The sequence below is a fragment of the Fictibacillus sp. BK138 genome (assembly GCF_004216955.1).
Lineage (GTDB): Bacteria > Bacillota > Bacilli > Bacillales > Fictibacillaceae > Fictibacillus.
The window spans coordinates 67,114-84,533 of the sequence record NZ_SGXL01000003.1; the positions used below are offsets into that span (position 1 = coordinate 67,114).

The following is a 17,420-nucleotide window of genomic DNA, read 5'->3' on the forward strand; positions in this document are numbered from 1 at the left end:
AAATAAATTTTGTGTTATCTTAATATAAAAGAGTGTGAATGTGGAGGTGTAAATGTGAAGTGGAAAATGTTATCGATGGAACTAATGAAGATACTTTCGGATCCGAGAAGAAACAAGATTCTTCATCTAGCTTCTGAAGAACCTGTAACAGTTAAAAAATTGGCTGAAGAGATGAATGAGGAACCCGTTCGGCTTTACTATCATATAAAGATGCTGGTCAATGCAGATTTATTGGAAGTGGTTGAAACGAGGCAGATAGGAAATCTTACAGAGAAGTATTACAAAACGATTAATTTAAGTGATGTTATCTACAAAGGGAACATCGAGGAACAGGCAGAGCATGTAGATTTAGCACTTTCCTTATTACATAAACGTCTTGATCCCGGATTACATCTTTACCAAAAGGCGTTGGAGAAGATACGCGAAGAAAAAAAGAACGGTAAAACTTTTAAGAAACTTCCCTTCCAGGTTTCAATCGATACTTCTTCTTCAAAAATGACTGGTCAAGAGTGGCGAGAATCCATTGAACCTATCATGAAAGCTATGGGTAAAAACAAGGATATTCAGGATCCCTGGCCAGAAATCCCTACTGATGTAAGAGATGATGAAGAAGGAACTTTTCAATATGTTTTAATTAGTTATCGTGTAGAAGACGCTGAACAACTAGGACTAATCAAATCGGAAGAGGATTGATAAAGAATATATCAATCATATGATTTATCAAGGAACCTGAGAAAACTCTTTTCAATACTTCCATTGGTATCAAAATTATATAAAACTTTATAAATTAAATTCAGATTGTAGCCCTTAAAAACCTTCCACATGGCCGGAAGGTTTTTTTGACAAGGCTCTTTTCGTAAAGATTGTTGCTTATAAGTATGTACAAGGAATACTTTACTTTTTATGGTACTATATAAACAAAGGCATATTAAGCTTTAGGGACAGTTTGATGAAATCTTGTTAAGATAAAAAGGGGGAATTCGTTGAAAAGGTTTATTTTATTGATGCTTTTTATTTCCTTTGGTGGAATTGCAATCGGATGTTCTAAAAGCGGAGAAGAACTTAATTACGCTTCTTTATCGAAATCTGAAGTTGAACAATTTATTGAAGAAAAAAATATTGAACCATTTGCAATAGAAGAAGCGCAAGACTCTACAATGGTCTTATATCAAAGTGGCATTTATTATTTATCTAAAAATGAAGATGAAATTATAGTAAATAAAACTGTATGGGGCGGCAATAGCAAAGAGAAAGTGCAATTAGGTATGACCAGCACTGGAAGTCCTCACGCTTATGTAATTGTTCAAGACAAAAAATTATTAAACGAAGCATATAAAGCAACAGTTAAGTTTAGTGATGGGAATGCTACGACTAGACAATTTGGCAGCAATAAAGGGTTGTTAATGTTTTATGACAAAACCAAAAATAATATAACAATTAACAATGAACTTGAGTTATCGATTTACGACAAAGAAGGTAAAGTTATTTACGAAAACAATCTATAATTTCTTCCTTATATCTTAATGCACAAGGGAACACACTCGTCGTTCCATATAGGAATGGCTGTTTTTTTATACCTTACGCAGGGAAATTGACGGTAAATAATACTTCTTGAATTTTGTCCTCTTTGCTCAGGTTTATAAGCTCGTGTTTAAGTGCCTTGATTTAGGCGAATTTCTTGTAGTTCGTAGCTGTATCTGTGCATTTGCAAAACGTAAATAAACTATCATAAACGTCTATCGCTCTACCTTTCACACTTCCGCAATGTATGCAGCCTACCCCCTCTTTAAAACGGGGTTTCTCTAATTGTTGTATATGCATCTTTCATATTAGCATCTTCATTATCGATAAAGTCTTCTTTTAATAGGTTGAATAGTTGGCTTTGCTCGCCTTTAGTTAAGTCCGAAAACGTGGCATAGATGTCTTTAATTATTGAGTAACTGCCTCCTGAAAGAGTATTTTATCACCTCTTATAAGGATGGCGGTCAAAATAGCAACAATCTATGCGAAAAGAGCCTTTGACAAAGAATGATGTAGATTTATGACGAAAATCGTTGACCCACTATATTATTAATAATTTCTTCATTACTCTATTATGTTGCGCTCTACCAACCAGCTATAAACCACCATGAATATCAAGAAGGAACCAATACAAAAGAAAAAGATCTTACCCATCATATTAGGTAAAACACTTATTATCAACTCCATAATCTCTCCTGTTGATCCATGTAAATTTTTTTTATCAAACTTAAAAGAATAGACTATAGATAGTACCCCTAAGATGATTAACACTACCGATAATAGCAACATATTCCCCCTAGCCCTCCTCATAAAATTAGCTTTTGTTTTCAAAGCGGAATTTATAAACCAGTCATTAAAGCAATTTTTTACTCTGTCAAAATTCACTTTATGGTAATACACACTCATACTAAAATTATTTCCAAAAATTGAGTTGCCAATCGGTTAAAAAAAGAAACAGGGTCTTCGTCTTAATAAAAATAATCCTCCGTATTTAACATGTTTTTGTAATCACAGTTACGAAATAAGACACAGCAATTACACCCTCATCCAGCATGTATCACAATGAGTACAATCAATAACATTATGAAACGATGCATTGGAATCTAAACAGCTTATGTGGAACATTATCTTCTATTTGTCATTAAATTGTTTTACGGTAAATGAGTTTAATAAATCAATCCATTGATGTCCATTAGGATACTGAATATTCAATGAATCTATTAACCAATGACGATACTCATCACTCATTACCGGTAATACATTTGTTAAATCAATAATATCTTTTTCTCTAATAAATGAACTTCCACCTTTATAAAGAAGCTGTATCTCTGGTTTTAAATACGGTACTCCAGAATAAGATTCTAATCCGATATCCTCTATAGATCTTCTTATAGTATCGTTCCGTTTATAAATCCAATGGTTCTCCTCTGTATCTAATATCATCACTTGGAAAGCCCACGTTGTTTCACTTTTTTTCTTTACCCAAACGTTATCGAATTGGGAATCAAGCTGTTCTTCCAGCTCCCAAGGTATTAATCGTCCTTTGGACGCCTTAAACATTTCCCAATCTCCATACAGATATTTTTGTAAGATCAAGTGCTCAGACCTTAAGATCACAATGTCTATATCACCGTGCTCCCGCGTGGTTCTTTCTAAATACAAGTCGAGTGCCAATCCACCAGCAATCCACCACTGCAGAGGAATTTTGTTGAACATATTATGAATCTCGTTGATAGAAAGCGGTTTCCAAACTTCTTTATTATCGTTCATTATTCACCTCAAAATTAATTTAGAAAATCAATTATTCCGCAATCCTGCTCGTTTACTGAATAAGCTGATATAAATATAAACTATATAAAATGTAAATTTAACCTTTTCTTGTTCAAGAGCTGCATATCAACGATCCATTTTGTTTATTTGCTTTAAACAATAGTTTAATTCCAGGATGAAGAGGATCACACTGACTAGTCCCTATTAAATTTAAATGGAATTCCCTTAAAATAATCTTTAGTAATGTCATGTGTTAGTCTCTCTAGTACGTCTTCAAAATTGATAAACTTTACTTCTTTGATCTCACAATCAAGCGGAATCAAATCAGATCCATCTCCAACATACTCTACAATAAACATCGTAGTTATTTGCTTTTTAAAACCTGTTCTCTTCGCGATATCTTCATCAAACGAGAAACTTAATACTTCATCTAGTCGCTTGATTAACTTATACTGAGTCGAACCCGTTTCCTCTTTTAGTTCTCGTAAGATTGCAACCTCTAGATCCTTATCAGTTTCTTCTACTCCACCTTTTGGGAAATCCCATTCACCCTTTATGTTCTTATTTGCATTTTTTATAGAACTTATCTTAACTTTATGTACCAATAGAAACTTCGTTCCTTGAAAGATTATGGCCCCGACTGCATTTCTAACCATTCTGTACGCCTTCATTTAGGTGCTCTACATCTCCTTCTAGCTTAATTTCTAATTGATTGCCATGAACCTCAACGACCGTTAGGCTGGTATCATGTATGTGTGGGGGATTCCACAGATCCGCGATAGATAATCTTTTACATTGTGATAATAATGCCTTGATAAAAACGGAATGTGTAACGATTAGAATATCTCCTTTATCATGTTTTGATAAGATCTTATTCAAAAAACGATTTACTCTCTCTTGCAGCTGGTAGAAATCCTCCCCTGATGAGGTAGTGTAAAGGTGTGGTGTGTTCCAAAAGGCTGAGTATTCATCCGGATATTGCCCTTTTACGTAGTCGTGCGTTTGTCCTTCCCAATCTCCTAGGTTTATCTCCCTAAGGTTTTCATCTTCTATAATCTCCTGTTCCCTTTCACCTCTGATTAGCTCAGCAGTTATTAGGGTTCGTCTACTGGGGCTAGCATAGATAGATTGAAATTCTAAATCCCTTAACCTACTACCAAGTGATAAAGCATTTTTAACTCCATTTTTTGTGAGGTCGGAGTCTTTCCATCCCTGAAGTTTTTGTTGTGTATTCCATATAGTTTCACCATGCCTTGTGACAAATAGCCGTAGCAACAAATTCATCCCCTCTACTGTAAGAAACATTTTTAACAATTTGAACAGAGAAGTTTGTTTCAAAATTAAACAAGTAATTAAAAAAGATACTATTTTCCGAAACAAATTGAGTTCCAGTCACTCCATAACGACTGCTCAAATTGAGTAAAGATTGAACACATATTTAGGTAAGTTTGTTTTTAATACACAAAACTATACACTCTTGCCCTTATTTTCTATTTCTTAGCGATAAGAACTGATCATTGTTAATTTAAGTGTTTTACTATCAAATTCTAACTCCAACTGATTGTCCCAGTTGAGAAATTCATGAGAAGTTATTGATAATTTGTTTTCCGTCCAACTATGGAATCTAATTGTGTCCATTTCTATTGGACTCTCCACCATCTTCTTATCTATTAATGTCGACCCAATAATTTCAATGTAATAGTCATCAGCGATTAGGAAATCTCCTGATGGTGTTACGGTCAGACTCTGATACTGAGGCTGCGTTTCATATTCCGTTAACTTTCCGTTAAGACGGTCGAGCTGATAAAAGTAATCAGATGTAAGGACCAAAACACTATTATGCTTTTTCGAGATCGCAAGTGCTCTTGGTGAACCCCTGAATACACCACACCATTCCGTAAAGTCTTCATTTTCAAATTTCACCCATGTCCAATCTTGGGAGTTCCAGGGACTTGAAATATCATACGTCTTCTCTAAGTATTGTCCCGAGTACGGTAGGTGTATCAATTTTGCCTTTGATATCATTTTTCCATCCTCCTGAACATATCCATAACTTCTATTATTTTTAAACTTCCCAATTGATTACATATATAATATTATAAAATGCCCAGTCAGTTTTTTAAATAAATATTATTTAATTGAATCCTACTTTTTATTATTTACGACTATTAATTGGAAGGAGAGATTGTAATGGAGAAATCAAAATTATTAATGGAGAGAATACGAGATGGTGATGACTCTGCATTTACTAAACTAGTTCAACCTTTAATAGATAAGGCATATAAAACAGCTTTTTTCATCGTGGGCTCAAGGGTAGATGCAGAAGATGTGGTTCAAAATTCACTAATCGAATCTTATTCAAATATTATTTCGAGTGATAAAATAAATAATTTCCCGGCTTGGTTCCATAAACTTGTATCTCGGCGGTCGATTGACATGCTGAGGAAGGAAAAAAGAAGGAATCTTGATATTGGAGATAACGATTCCTTTCAAAGTAACCGGCCGAATCCATTTGAAGAAGTTATTGCAACAGAAACGAATAATGAAGTAAGAATGGCAATTGATTCACTAGAGAATGCAGATTATCAAAGAGTACTAGTCATGTATTACTATCAGGAACTCCAAGTTTCTGAAATTGCAGAAATATTGGACGTGAACGTATCAACCGTGAAAACTCATCTTAGAAGAGCAAGAGAAGTACTAAGTAGAAATTTCATCTTAAGGAAAGGGATGGAGGCGTGCAAATGAAAAATATTGACAGGAAGCTAAAAGAAGAGATACATACTAAGTTAGAACAAATTGATGTTCCAAAAAGTCTTTATAAGTTTATCGAAACAGTACCAAGTACAGTGAAAAAAAACAAAATAGATGAGAAAATGAATAAGAATACATTGAATTACACCTCTAATAATAAAGCCAAATGGTTGAGAAAAAAAAGGATTACTTTTTCATTAGCCTTTGTTGCAACTTTTTGTCTTTTCATTGGAGGTGCATTTGTTTCTCCATCTGTAGCACAAATGGCTTCTACTATTCCGTATCTAAATTTAATATTTGAAAATAAGCTTGATGCTAAACCACTAAATCAAGAAATTACTCAAGCACTATATAATAAAGAATATAAAAATGTAGGTGTTCGTGTCAGTATTAAAGATAAAGAGGTAGAAGTTATGGTTATCGATTCGGAAGAATACTACACCGAAGTGAAATCACCTATTAAAGATCTGATTAAAGATATATTGAAGGCAAGAAATGAGGAGAATTATAAGATAAATGTTTTAAATGATCCAGTCCTAGCTCAAGAATGGAGCAAAATGAATAATCCGACAGAACAAGATGAAGAGTTTAAGAAGGTTATGGATTTAGCCTCTAGAGTGCTAAAAAAATACGGATATAACTCTTTTGGACACGAAACCGGGAAAGAAGAGGGATTATTTTATTTGCAACTACCGAATACAGAGACAAGGGTTAAAGAGATTCTAAATGAAATTAATGAAAGGTTAAAGCAAGAGCAAATGGAAGAATACTCATTCAAAGTACACTTCTATGATCCAAAGATTAAAGAACGAGAAGAAAGATTAGAGCCTTTGTATAGAACAATTACTAAGGGTTTGACTGCAGACACTGACTTTAAAGTAGACGGAGTCGGATATTCCAATAAATCAAAAGAAAATTTCTACATTGAAATTAGAACAACTCTATCATCGGATGATCCAGATAAAGTAGAAGTAATAAATAAAATAAGGAACACAGTCGAAGACTTCCTTCATTCAGAACAAGCACTAAAGTTGATTAAAGAATATAAATATAAAATCGTTATTTTTAGTAAAGATAAAGAGGCATTGAAAATATTAACTAATAAATAGTCCCATAAACTCTAGTCAAAAAAAGGTATACAACTAGAAAACTTCATAATTGAAAAGAAAAAAAGCACGCCAAAAGCGTGCTTTTTTTAATGAATTTAAACAGTTGTTAAACTTCCATATTACATTTTTTTACCCCGACATCTTTCTCCCTTTGGTCAGCTGCATTTTAACAAGTGTAGCAGGTTTTGTTACTTGAAGAGGGTGATCAGGGTGAATACGGTCAAGAACGAGGTGAGAAGATTCAGTGGAAACTACACGGTATAAGCTGTAATAAGACTATTATCAAAACGATTCAATATAAATGGATAGTTATATAAAACCTTTTACGCATAAAATGTCGTAAAGTGCTTTTAAATATTCCTCTTAATCTCTTTTGTTTAAGAGGGTGCGTTCTAATTCCTTAATTGCCATATGATACAGGTCGAATTCTTCCTTTTCAAGACTAATCTCACCATAGCGAACTCTTTCATATCCCGCTAGGACCACTTCTGCGTTTAATCCGGCTAGGTGTAACCTCCTAAACCATATCGAAGGCGATTCCGCTATCTTCCTGCCATACCCCATTTTTTCCATCTTCTTCTCAAACTTCAAAAATTTCATTCTAGTACGATCGTTTGAGTATAACCACTTTTTTTGTTTAGACTTAATATTTCGAGGTTCTGGAATAGTCGCTAAGGAAACCATGGTTCCACTAGATATTTTATTCACCCGTTTTCGATAGACCAAAAACAATAACAAAATCATTAAGAGTAATAAAGCAATACATACCCAATAGAAAGCTGTTGGAATTCTGTATGATACTTCCGATAAAACGACCTCCGTACCATCCCCCTCCCCTATTGTTTTTGAAGGTACATAGTCTTTTTTGAAGAGGTTAATAATGGGGATGAATATATAAGTAAAAACAAACCAGACCGGTATATAGAGGACGTAATACAACAAAAGAAGAATTCCATCTATAGAATGAACATAGAATCGCTTCAATGGTTCTATCATGACAAAACTACACACACCGATCAGAATGACTATAAAAGGCACCTTGAATTCATTCCATACGTTTTTGTCTTCTTTAGGAATAGTGAAATAAATACCTATTTTCATTCCTACCAACAAAGCGAACTGTAATCCGATGATACCCAAAAGAAGGGTAAGCCCTTGCTTCATCAAAAAGATATACCCAACGACCACCACTAAATTCAAAGCTAACACTGCCTCAATATTTGATTCAAGTTCCCCCATCCACTTATTTCTACTTCTTACCGCCAAAAATAGTGAAAAAGGAATAGAGAATAGGAACGAAGAAGTGACCAACCACGAAACCACAAAAGTCATGGATATGATCACCGTATACTGAAGAGGTAAAGATAATTTGAAAAAACAATTCAGAAATCCACTTATGGAGATCACCAAGGTATATGAAAGAATTAGTAACAACAGCTCATACCAAGAAAATTGATCTGAGAAAGGTGCATAGATTGAATATAAAAGAAGTACTTCAGGCAGTTGGTATATCGCCAATATTAAAACTTTCCTGCTCTTCATCATGTTAGCACCTCCAAAGAAGAGTATGATCGCAGCAGAGCGCCACCCTCACTATGATCTACATAAAAAACCTTTCCCCCTCTTCTGATCCATCTGTTCATGATTCCTCTTGAGTCAGAATCTGATGGAATATGACCGAGGAGTATGATAAACGGAGTTGTGTATAAGTTTTGATCAATTCTCTTCCACATAACATCCGGCATCACAGGAATGTTGAATCGATCGATACGAGCTAATCCTTCGAAGATCCTACTTAATTGATCCGGTCCACTTTCAGAAGATAGATGATACAACCCAGAAGGACCTGGTACTCTAACATTTATGTATAACTCAAACGGGATTCCTTTTACAGTGGCATACTGGCACATGAATGCTAGATAACTGATCTCCCTTTCGATCGTATCAGTAGATTTTGTTCCTTTATGGTCGTGTTGGATGGTATACACGAACGTCCAATGATAGACCACTGACTTCTCAAAGAGTTTTGTCTGAAGTGTTCCTGTCCGAGCTGTTGCCTTCCAGTGCATTCTGTGAAAAGAGTCGCCTGATGTATAGTCCCTGTTCCCCGCTGGCAACGAGTCATTTTCATAAAGTGCAAACGGCCGAGATTTGTTTCCGCTTCCCTCTTGAAAGAGTTGTTCGATTCCCTGGACGATCATGGGGGAAGGATAAACGATGAACTCAAGCGGGATCTGAGACTGATAGTTTAAGGTCGTTAAACTCGTCTGCATCGGATCATCAATCCGAAGTGTTAGGTTGGAGATTTTTGTGATTCCCCTCTTCTTCGCTACAAAGGAGACCTTTTCTTCGTAGGCTGTTCTTTTATTAATTACAAAAGGTCGTGTTTGTTCGACCTTTCCATGTGGTTGTGAACCCACTTCGTTCAGAGAACTGGATATAATATCGTGGTGAGAAAGAGTAACCTCACCGCGATAAGATGGCCACTTGCCCGTATGCACGAGCTTTATATAAAACTCGTCCTGATCTCCAGGAAAGAGACGATAAACCTGTTTGTTTTGTTCCACTCCTAGGTCTCTTGTTGATAATTTGAACTGCATAAGTGAGGTTGCATAAAGAAGGAGGATGATTACCCCAAGACTAAATAGAAACGAGATCTCCTTGTAGAAACCGATGACCAAGACGAAAACACCTGCTGACATCAAAGCGACGAACAAAGGTTTGATCGTAATCTGTTGGTTCCAGTTCATATCTATCTTCCTACCTCAGATTCTACCGGTACATCGATGGACTCTAGAATTTCCCTCAACACCTGTTCCTTTGTTTTTCGCATAGTCCCTTCCATTGACAGGACTAGGCGATGAGAAAGAACGAAAGGAGCTACAAGCTGGACGTCATCCGGAGAAACGAACGTCCTGCCTTTCACGTAGGCAGATCCTTGAGCCGCTCTCATAAAAGCAAGCGTCCCACGGGGAGAAACACCGTTTTCGATATATGCATGTTGACGGGTCGCATGAACGATGGCTAATAAGTAGTTCTCGATCTCATCACTTACGAATACCTCTTGTACTTCTTGCTGCATCTCGAGTATATCTTCCAATGTGAACACGGGTTCAAGAAGGTCCTGCGGATTCTGCGCTCGGTACATATGTAGCATTTCCTTTTCTTCTGTGAAGTCCGGATAGCCTGATGGTAGTTTCATAAAGAACCGGTCAAGCTGCGCTTCGGGAAGCGGAAACGTCCCGTGTGATTCGATTGGATTTTGTGTCGCGATAACCAGAAATGGAGAAGGAAGCTTTAGGGTCTCCCCATCGATCGTCACTTGCCGCTCTTCCATTACTTCCAGGAGACTCGATTGTGCACGCGGAGTTGCTCGGTTGATTTCATCGGCTAGCAAGATATTTGTCATGACCGGCCCCGGGCGCATTTCAAATTCCTGATGCTTAGGGTGAAAAAACTGAATTCCTGTAATATCTGCGGGCAGGATATCAGGAGTAAACTGGATGCGTTTAAAATCTCCGCCTATCAATCTAGCGAGACTCTTAGCGAGTACCGTCTTCCCTGTGCCAGGAACATCCTCTAATAGAAGGTGTCCTTTATTCACCAAAGAGATCATGGTCAGTTCGACCAAATCATCTTTACCTGTCAGTACACTAGCAATAGCCTTTTTCACCAAGTTAACTTGATTCGTTATTTTCATGTTGTCCTCCTGATTTCAATGTTACAACCAGTTAAAAAACTGAATGTATAGTTTATTTTAGAGGTGGTAAAATTTATTGTCAATTGTAGTTAAAGCTAAGTGTTAAATTTAACAGGAAGAGCCTGCTTATAGGACGTATCATCTTCTTTAAAATCATCATAGGACAATAGAATTGTACCTGAATTTCCCAGCTATAAACTTCGGCTAATGGAATGTATTTTCATTTGCATTTTGAATAGAATCAATATTCCGGGTTTAAAATAAACTGTGAAGTCATTTTATTAAGGGTGGTATCTGTGAAAAATATAAAATATGGTTTATTCTCTCTTGCCTGTTTTGTGATATTTATTATCAACAATATTTATACTATCTACTTCTCAGATTGGTCCTTATCCACTCTGGAAAGAATCATTGGAATAATCCCGTATATATTAAACCTTGTTGGTGTAGTTTTTGGTATTATTTCAATAAATAAAGAAAGGTATAAATTTATTGGATTTTCAGGCTTTATATTAAATATAATATTCGCTTTTTTCTTCTGGTCATTCTTTTTTTCAATGGGGCCCGGAGGATTCTTTTTAGAAAAAATATTAAATTTATTTTAATAGCATTAATATATAAAATAATTTAGATTTTAAATAAAGAGTCAACATAAAATTTGACGGCAGAACTTTTTTTTACTAACTTTCCCATCTCAACCTCACTTTTATTTAAAAATGGCTATACATGTTTTGATAATTTTAATATACACACATGCGCATTTTAGTATAATTTATATTACGCCTCTCCTCCTTTGTAATGTACCCCAATGGTCTGTTTGTACTTGAACGTGTAAAGATTTCCTCTTTGAGAACGAACATATAACTATTCTTGAACGAAAAAAAGAAGATTTATATTGGTAAACAAGTTTTGCCCTCAAAAGAATTGATATTCGAGTATTTCCTTTCCTTTCTTTATTTACTAAGACTAATCTCCTATATATAGTTCCATTAGAGTGTTTTTGGTAATGTTTACCTTTTGTAATTGACATATTTTTATTAACTTAAATATAATAAACTGTATAGTCAGTTTTGATTTAATTGACTTAGATTCGACCAACAGTATATAAGAAAGGAGATTCAATCTAGCTACTCAAATCAAATATCAAACGCACTAGGAGATGATAAAGTGAAAATTAAAAAAGTACTGGGCATGGGTATGTTAACATTAGCTCTCTCTTTTGCATTTCAAACCGAAACATCCGCAGCTGCTGTGAAAAATCTTGGATTACTTAAATCATTAAAAGTTAATACAAAGACTGATAATGTCAAATTGCTTTGGAGTAATATCGGAAGTCGTTATGAAGTATTACAAGATGGTGAAAAAATTTATGAAGGATCTCGTAATTCTTTTTCACATAAAATGTTAGATGAAGGAAGTCAATATAATTATGAATTGAAAGCATATGATAACAAAAATAATGTTGTAGATGTTGTTGAAATAAAGACCAGTACAATTGCTGATATTTCTAAAATGTCAGAGAAGGAACAAAAGAACCCCTTTAATTATTCTAAAATTACAAGCATAATTGATAGATCGGAAAATGTCTTAAAGTTAGATTGGCAAGATATTATGAAGGTTAAAACTTATGAAGTATCAATTAATGGAGAACAAATCACTAATTTAAAAAACAGTGAATTTATAGATTATTCACCAAATCTTTCTGAGGATTCTCAATATAACATTCTTTCTAAAAGGATGGTCGATGAAAAGCAGAAAGTAGAGATAGATAAGTCTATAGAAAACAATCCATTTATTACGATGAGCGAGAGAGAAAAATATTACTACGAAGATTTATCAATGATGTTCAATCTATCTCCAAAGAAAACTGAGAATGAAGTACAAGGTGTAACTAAAAATTGGAGTATAATGTACAAAACTTTTATTCCTTCTCAATATGTCTATAACCCTATTTATAAACAACCTTATCCTTATTACGGGAATGAATATGCATATTTTAATGGGGATGCAAGATCTTATAGTTCGAGTGATACTGATATTAGGTATAAGACAAAGACTGTAACCAATGTGACGGTTTCGGATACTACACGTAGTGTAACATTACCAACAAGAGCAATAGGTATGTCAAAGGGGTACGATGCGAACTATAACTTAATGGCAGAGGCAAGAGATACTCCAGAAGAAATTTACATTGGTCGGACTGATTACACAACTGCAGGTGCTATTGGTTTTACATTATTACATGCTTCCAATAATGTATTAATATGGAGTTCCCCAGATATAGACTATGATTATTCGGGAACTTTTAGACAAAATGGTTCTGTTTATTTACATGGTAGTCATGATCAAATGCCAAACCATGAGATGTATATTAAAGGACCAGGTGCAACATATTATAGTACTACAGTTTTTAGACATGATTTAATGGGTGCGATGTATTTAGAACCTGCTCATCCACAAAAATATTGGTCTGCTAGTTTCCAATTTTAGTTTTTCTAGCATTACTACATTGAGTAAATATGGTTTTATCAGGTAGCCACTCACCTGAGTGGCAAACCATGAATCATGGGATTAAAAGTATCTTAATCAAATGAATTAGACAAACCTGTTAGGCTTGAATCTATTCTTGTAATGATTCAAGCCTCTTTACTTTATTTTAATTGTTTTTAGTCACTACAATAAATAGATTCCTCTAAAGACTGCTTCATATAATAAAAACATTCACCGTTCATGTTTCATTTAATAGGTGTTTCTGAAATGGAACCGCAAGTTTTTATAGATTCTCTTAATCAAATATTTCCTCTCTGTTCTCCAAGATAAAATTAACTTTCATTCTCACACGAGGAACCCCGTCTTGTTGATAATAATCTCTCAATACTTTCTCGATCTCATCCTTGTTCGTTCCGAGTACCTTTGGAGAAAATCGTTCAACATAATAATCCCCATAACCTTTTACACAGTTCGCCATCGTATCCAATGCGATTAAACTAAAAGGCCTTCCTTTGTAAAGCCAAGATTTCATTCTTTCCCAGGTCGGAAGACAAACGGCAGCCAACCTTCCCCAGTTATCGTTAAAAGATGTGCAAGTTGACTCGATCCAATCAAGTATTTCGATTGTACGAAAACGGTTCAAACAGGTAAAAGCTGCTATTGGGAGTTCCTTTTCATTTACCTGCCTCAGTTTCTCAAATACATGATTTAATCCCTCCTCGGCTGGTAAACTACTGGCCGTTGCCCTAGAAAGCGGATAAAGATATGTTTCATCATAATTGATCCAAAGTTCTTTTATCCACTCAGAAGCGATAGCACCTAAAACATCAGCTATGATTTCCAGCATCCGTGATTTTACTTCGTAATTTTCAGTTCCATAAAATCTTGATCTTACAGAATTCAAGATCGATAGGTCAGGATGTTTCTTAAGGCATTTGACCACATCATCCTCGAGAAACCACCTGGTTATAGAAAAGTCTAATAGTGACTCCAAATCATCTTGAACATTTTTTAACGTTGGGGCTTTATCTTTACTACTTACATCTATATTTTCTTCAGGTTGACATGCGACTCCGTCTTCTTCATATAAATCATCGTGTAATAAAAATTTGTTTGGAGAATGGATAACAGCAAGGTTGTACCATTCTAAGGGTCTTAATGAATATGTAACTAGCCTTTTGTGACAATGATTGCATAATTTGTATGGCTGATCAGGGTCATCAGACGTTTCCACTACATGTATCTCTTTTCGCTTACAGGCTTCACACAAATTAATTTTTGTCATTGATATTTGCTCCTTTTTAAATCATATAAAATTATGTGTTTAAATTCCTATAGAAATTTTATCACTTACCGATAAAAATGAATATGCAGTCTACTTTGTCGTTGAGTAAAAAATGCCATCAATGAAATTAGCTACCTAGTAAGTATTATAGTAATTTAAAAAGACCGAAAAAATTACTGTTAGTGTAGATTTCTTGAAGCGAGTAACATATCTATAAATTCAATCCAAGTGGACGAACTATAACCAAAGGAGGCTTGAAGTGAGAGATATTTTTATTTTCCATCCTTTTTCGATATTAAGAAAAGGATTATATTCATGTATTCAAAATAACTATAAAGACTATGTTATTAACCAATCTTCATCATTTGAAGATTACAACACAGATCTCATCCAACCAGACGATGTAATCATTATCTATTTACAGTTTATAACAGATGAAACGTTACATAGACTAAATTATTTACAAAAAAACAAAGTGAAAATCATCATTTGGATGGACTTTTCAGATGAAACGACTATTAGGTCTCTTTTTCAAAAAGGGTTTTTAGGTTATCTCATAAATGATATTGAAGAGGATGAGATATTAAAAGCGATAGAAAACGCTTTTAATGATACCCCTTATCTTCATCCACGGTTGAGCTCGCTTTTATTAAAAGAATATCTTTACGAAATTCACAAAGAAGGAAAAGAAGATGTTGTTATACCTATTATTAATCAAGATTTGAATAGGACACTAACTAAACGAGAAAAGGAAGTCCTGATCTGTTTAACAAAGGGGTATGGAAACAGTAAAATAGCAAAAGAATTGTACCTTACCGAAAATACAGTTAAGAACCATGTAAGTGCAATACTTCATAAATTAAAAGTTAAAGATCGAACTGCCGCTGTCGTACTGGCGATAAAAAACGAATGGATACTCTATGATTCTGTTAAAGATAGGTAATCTATTTTTACTTAGATATTCTTCTTCGTAGCTTCGATAATTCTTATATGTATACAATATCATATACATTAAAAACAATAACATTATTAGGGGAGAATACGCTCTCCCCTCACCGCTATAAGCGGTTCACCCCATCGGGGTCAGTGTGTTTATGAACGATTAGTCCCCCCTTCAAAAACACACTGATCATAATACGATTTTGTGTTTAACATCCTGGATTACATGATAAAGCTTTCTCACATTAGATTTTTCAAAAAAAAAAAAAGAGAAAAGAACGAAGTTCGCTCTTTCCTCTTCGATAGTCTATATATGACCTTTTTCTTTTAAGCTAGTGTATTCAGCTTTCGCATTTACGATTAAATGATCTAGAACTTCGATCCCGATCAATTTACCCGCTTCCACCAACCTCTTTGTGACAGAGACATCTTCAAAGGATGGCTGCGTATCCTGACTCGGATGTTGATGATACACGATGATTGATGAAGCATTGTTCAGTATGGCACACTTAAACACCTCGCGAGGATGCACAACACTCGTGTTCAAAGCTCCAACATGACACCGATGGACCGCAACAACGCGATTTTTCGTATTCAGACACATCACGAAGAACACCTCACGATCGTCCTCCCCGATAAACGAAGCAGCAACCTTCGCCCCGTCTTCCGGACTGCGGACGATGTAACGCTCACCACCGTCGATTTCCGAGATCACTTGCTTGATTCGTTGAATTTCATACACTTTCTTCATAGCTTTAACAGCTCCTTTCTTTGTTTGAGGAGCCAAAAATCTTTCTGAAAAGAGTAGTCAAGGGGCTAGGGAAGTTTGTGTAAGTTTTTTGAGTGCTCTTTCCAAAAAAGTTCACAAAGTTTGCTGGAGGAAAACGGAAGCATCCCTTTACTGCTCTCCTGAAGAAACGATTACACTGAAGAGAAACAAAGAGAAGAATAAAATTCCCGACCCACAGAAGCTGATCGGGAGCAACAAATTATGTAACTGAAATTTTAGGTTCTTCTCCTATGTTCGGAAAGTGTTGAGTATTTTCGGCAAAGTTTCGGTCTTTCAAAAAATAATGAATAAAATACACAAAACCAGAGATGCCTATTTCAAAAAAAGTTTCAAAGAGATGTTGAACTAAAAAACATCCCGCACAACCACACTAAATCTTAAAATCATATTCAAAATCTTGTTGGAAATCCATTGTAATCAAGCGTTTAAGAGGGGCAATTTCATAAGCCTCCTGACCAAAATAAACCCCCTTCACTTTTTTATAATGCTTTTTAAAAGAATTAATAAAATCCTTATATAAACTTTTTGAATGTTCGTTATCTTTAACTGATGATATTCTTCCCCATATGAAGTAGTCATTTTTATATATTCCACCTTGACTAAAAACAATCGAATCATCATTTGCCGATTGGTCGATGAAATATCTTAAACTACCATCTCTTTCTTGTTCTACCGCACGATAATTTAAATTAGTGGACTGGTCAATGACTAAAAAAGCATCATCAAGACGATTTCCAGATATATTTATACCTAGATCCTGAAATTCAAATATAGAAGTATATTCAATAAAGTCTATATCTTCAAATGAACCACATCTTATATATTTTAGTGGACGGTTCTCTTCAAGAGCCATTAGATTAGAAACCAAATCATTTCTTGTTGCAAAAAAATGGTTTTCTTTTGCCATTTATTATCTCCTCCCTTAAACAACACTATGATTAAATATATCCCTTCTTGAACTATTCTGCTCGTTCGTGCAACAGACCTGTTTTATTACTAGCATAAACTCAATAAAAGAAACGAGAATCCTTCTTAAACGATCCGTTACAATGTTTGAAGACC

The 17,420-nt window shown here is 34.9% G+C and carries 17 protein-coding genes and 1 pseudogene; 7 read left to right on the top strand and 11 right to left on the bottom strand.

The window, feature by feature from the left end:
- The first annotated feature begins 54 nt into the window (after window positions 1-54).
- The gene (locus EV282_RS18300) at window positions 55-693 is read left to right on the top strand and encodes a winged helix-turn-helix domain-containing protein (protein WP_242611950.1); all 639 of its coding nucleotides are present in this window, start codon (window positions 55-57) and stop codon (window positions 691-693) included.
- Window positions 694-983: 290 nt separating this feature from the next.
- Window positions 984-1,505, top strand: a complete 522-nt coding sequence (locus tag EV282_RS18305) for a hypothetical protein (RefSeq protein WP_130297336.1) — start codon at window positions 984-986, stop codon at window positions 1,503-1,505.
- Window positions 1,506-1,749: 244 nt separating this feature from the next.
- Here EV282_RS18305 and EV282_RS18310 read toward each other — a convergent pair.
- The 5 genes and pseudogenes from EV282_RS18310 to EV282_RS18330 all read right to left on the bottom strand — a co-directional run.
- Window positions 1,750-1,933: pseudogene (locus EV282_RS18310) on the bottom strand (IS1595 family transposase); the annotation flags it as partial.
- A 719-nt stretch (window positions 1,934-2,652) separates the two neighbouring features.
- Window positions 2,653-3,291, bottom strand: coding sequence for a nucleotidyltransferase domain-containing protein (locus EV282_RS18315; RefSeq protein ID WP_130297337.1), 639 nt, complete (start codon window positions 3,289-3,291; stop codon window positions 2,653-2,655).
- A gap of 194 nt (window positions 3,292-3,485) precedes the next feature.
- Window positions 3,486-3,947 carry an NUDIX domain-containing protein gene (locus tag EV282_RS18320; RefSeq protein WP_130297338.1) on the bottom strand — a complete coding sequence of 154 codons (462 nt, stop codon included), beginning with the start codon at window positions 3,945-3,947 and terminating at the stop codon, window positions 3,486-3,488.
- Window positions 3,940-4,566 (bottom strand): histidine phosphatase family protein, encoded by a 627-nt coding sequence (locus tag EV282_RS18325; RefSeq protein ID WP_130297339.1) that lies wholly within the window; start codon window positions 4,564-4,566, stop codon window positions 3,940-3,942. The genes EV282_RS18320 and EV282_RS18325 overlap by 8 nt, the downstream gene beginning before the upstream one ends.
- A gap of 222 nt (window positions 4,567-4,788) precedes the next feature.
- Entirely contained in the window at window positions 4,789-5,316 is a 528-nt protein-coding gene (locus EV282_RS18330; RefSeq protein ID WP_130297340.1) for a hypothetical protein, read from the bottom strand.
- Between the two features lie 165 nt (window positions 5,317-5,481).
- Between EV282_RS18330 and EV282_RS18335 the strand changes: the two genes are divergently transcribed.
- Window positions 5,482-6,039, top strand: coding sequence for an RNA polymerase sigma factor (locus EV282_RS18335; protein WP_130297341.1), 558 nt, complete (start codon window positions 5,482-5,484; stop codon window positions 6,037-6,039).
- Window positions 6,036-7,154 carry a DUF4030 domain-containing protein gene (locus EV282_RS18340; RefSeq protein ID WP_130297342.1) on the top strand — a complete coding sequence of 373 codons (1,119 nt, stop codon included), beginning with the start codon at window positions 6,036-6,038 and terminating at the stop codon, window positions 7,152-7,154. Before EV282_RS18335 ends, EV282_RS18340 begins: the two co-directional genes overlap by 4 nt.
- A gap of 363 nt (window positions 7,155-7,517) precedes the next feature.
- Here the strand turns inward: EV282_RS18340 and EV282_RS18345 are convergent, their stop codons facing one another.
- Genes EV282_RS18345 through EV282_RS18355 form a run of 3 tightly spaced genes read right to left on the bottom strand, consistent with a single transcriptional unit; the run spans window position 7,518 to window position 10,854 of the window.
- A complete protein-coding gene (locus tag EV282_RS18345; RefSeq protein ID WP_130297343.1) occupies window positions 7,518-8,699 on the bottom strand; it encodes a hypothetical protein in 1,182 nt (393 codons plus the stop codon).
- The gene (locus EV282_RS18350; RefSeq protein ID WP_130297344.1) at window positions 8,696-9,904 is read right to left on the bottom strand and encodes a DUF58 domain-containing protein; all 1,209 of its coding nucleotides are present in this window, start codon (window positions 9,902-9,904) and stop codon (window positions 8,696-8,698) included. Before EV282_RS18350 ends, EV282_RS18345 begins: the two co-directional genes overlap by 4 nt.
- Window positions 9,905-9,906: 2 nt before the next feature.
- Complete coding sequence (locus EV282_RS18355) at window positions 9,907-10,854, bottom strand: AAA family ATPase (protein WP_130297345.1); 948 nt, start codon at window positions 10,852-10,854, stop codon at window positions 9,907-9,909.
- A 296-nt stretch (window positions 10,855-11,150) separates the two neighbouring features.
- Between EV282_RS18355 and EV282_RS18360 the strand changes: the two genes are divergently transcribed.
- Together EV282_RS18360 and EV282_RS18365 are read left to right on the top strand one after the other, a co-directional pair.
- Window positions 11,151-11,459: a hypothetical protein gene (locus tag EV282_RS18360; protein ID WP_130297346.1), complete on the top strand. Its 309-nt coding sequence runs from the start codon at window positions 11,151-11,153 to the stop codon at window positions 11,457-11,459.
- Window positions 11,460-12,021: 562 nt separating this feature from the next.
- Window positions 12,022-13,344, top strand: coding sequence for a hypothetical protein (locus EV282_RS18365; RefSeq protein WP_130297347.1), 1,323 nt, complete (start codon window positions 12,022-12,024; stop codon window positions 13,342-13,344).
- A gap of 295 nt (window positions 13,345-13,639) precedes the next feature.
- Here EV282_RS18365 and EV282_RS18370 read toward each other — a convergent pair whose 3' ends face one another.
- On the bottom strand, window positions 13,640-14,629 hold the full coding sequence (locus EV282_RS18370) for a hypothetical protein (RefSeq protein ID WP_130297348.1): 990 nt from the start codon (window positions 14,627-14,629) through the stop codon (window positions 13,640-13,642).
- Window positions 14,630-14,888: 259 nt separating this feature from the next.
- On the opposite strand from EV282_RS18370, the gene EV282_RS18375 reads away from it, so the two are divergent.
- Window positions 14,889-15,572, top strand: coding sequence for a response regulator transcription factor (locus EV282_RS18375; protein WP_130297349.1), 684 nt, complete (start codon window positions 14,889-14,891; stop codon window positions 15,570-15,572).
- 303 nt (window positions 15,573-15,875) lie between these two features.
- On the opposite strand, the gene EV282_RS18380 is transcribed toward EV282_RS18375, so the two are convergent.
- Both EV282_RS18380 and EV282_RS18385 read right to left on the bottom strand, forming a co-directional pair.
- A complete protein-coding gene (locus EV282_RS18380; protein WP_130297350.1) occupies window positions 15,876-16,319 on the bottom strand; it encodes a JAB domain-containing protein in 444 nt (147 codons plus the stop codon).
- 409 nt (window positions 16,320-16,728) lie between these two features.
- A complete protein-coding gene (locus EV282_RS18385) occupies window positions 16,729-17,265 on the bottom strand; it encodes a hypothetical protein (protein ID WP_130297351.1) in 537 nt (178 codons plus the stop codon).
- Window positions 17,266-17,420: the final 155 nt, after the last annotated feature.

Coding starts and splice junctions, on each gene's coding strand:
- EV282_RS18370 (WP_130297348.1), bottom strand. CDS start 14,629: ATGACAAAAATTAATTTGTGTGAAGCCTGTAAGCGAAAAGAGATACAT.
- EV282_RS18330 (WP_130297340.1), bottom strand. CDS start 5,316: ATGATATCAAAGGCAAAATTGATACACCTACCGTACTCGGGACAATAC.
- EV282_RS18340 (WP_130297342.1), top strand. CDS start 6,036: ATGAAAAATATTGACAGGAAGCTAAAAGAAGAGATACATACTAAGTTA.
- EV282_RS18335 (WP_130297341.1), top strand. CDS start 5,482: ATGGAGAAATCAAAATTATTAATGGAGAGAATACGAGATGGTGATGAC.
- EV282_RS18315 (WP_130297337.1), bottom strand. CDS start 3,291: ATGAACGATAATAAAGAAGTTTGGAAACCGCTTTCTATCAACGAGATT.
- EV282_RS18385 (WP_130297351.1), bottom strand. CDS start 17,265: ATGGCAAAAGAAAACCATTTTTTTGCAACAAGAAATGATTTGGTTTCT.
- EV282_RS18350 (WP_130297344.1), bottom strand. CDS start 9,904: ATGAACTGGAACCAACAGATTACGATCAAACCTTTGTTCGTCGCTTTG.
- EV282_RS18380 (WP_130297350.1), bottom strand. CDS start 16,319: ATGAAGAAAGTGTATGAAATTCAACGAATCAAGCAAGTGATCTCGGAA.
- EV282_RS18355 (WP_130297345.1), bottom strand. CDS start 10,854: ATGAAAATAACGAATCAAGTTAACTTGGTGAAAAAGGCTATTGCTAGT.
- EV282_RS18320 (WP_130297338.1), bottom strand. CDS start 3,947: ATGGTTAGAAATGCAGTCGGGGCCATAATCTTTCAAGGAACGAAGTTT.
- EV282_RS18345 (WP_130297343.1), bottom strand. CDS start 8,699: ATGATGAAGAGCAGGAAAGTTTTAATATTGGCGATATACCAACTGCCT.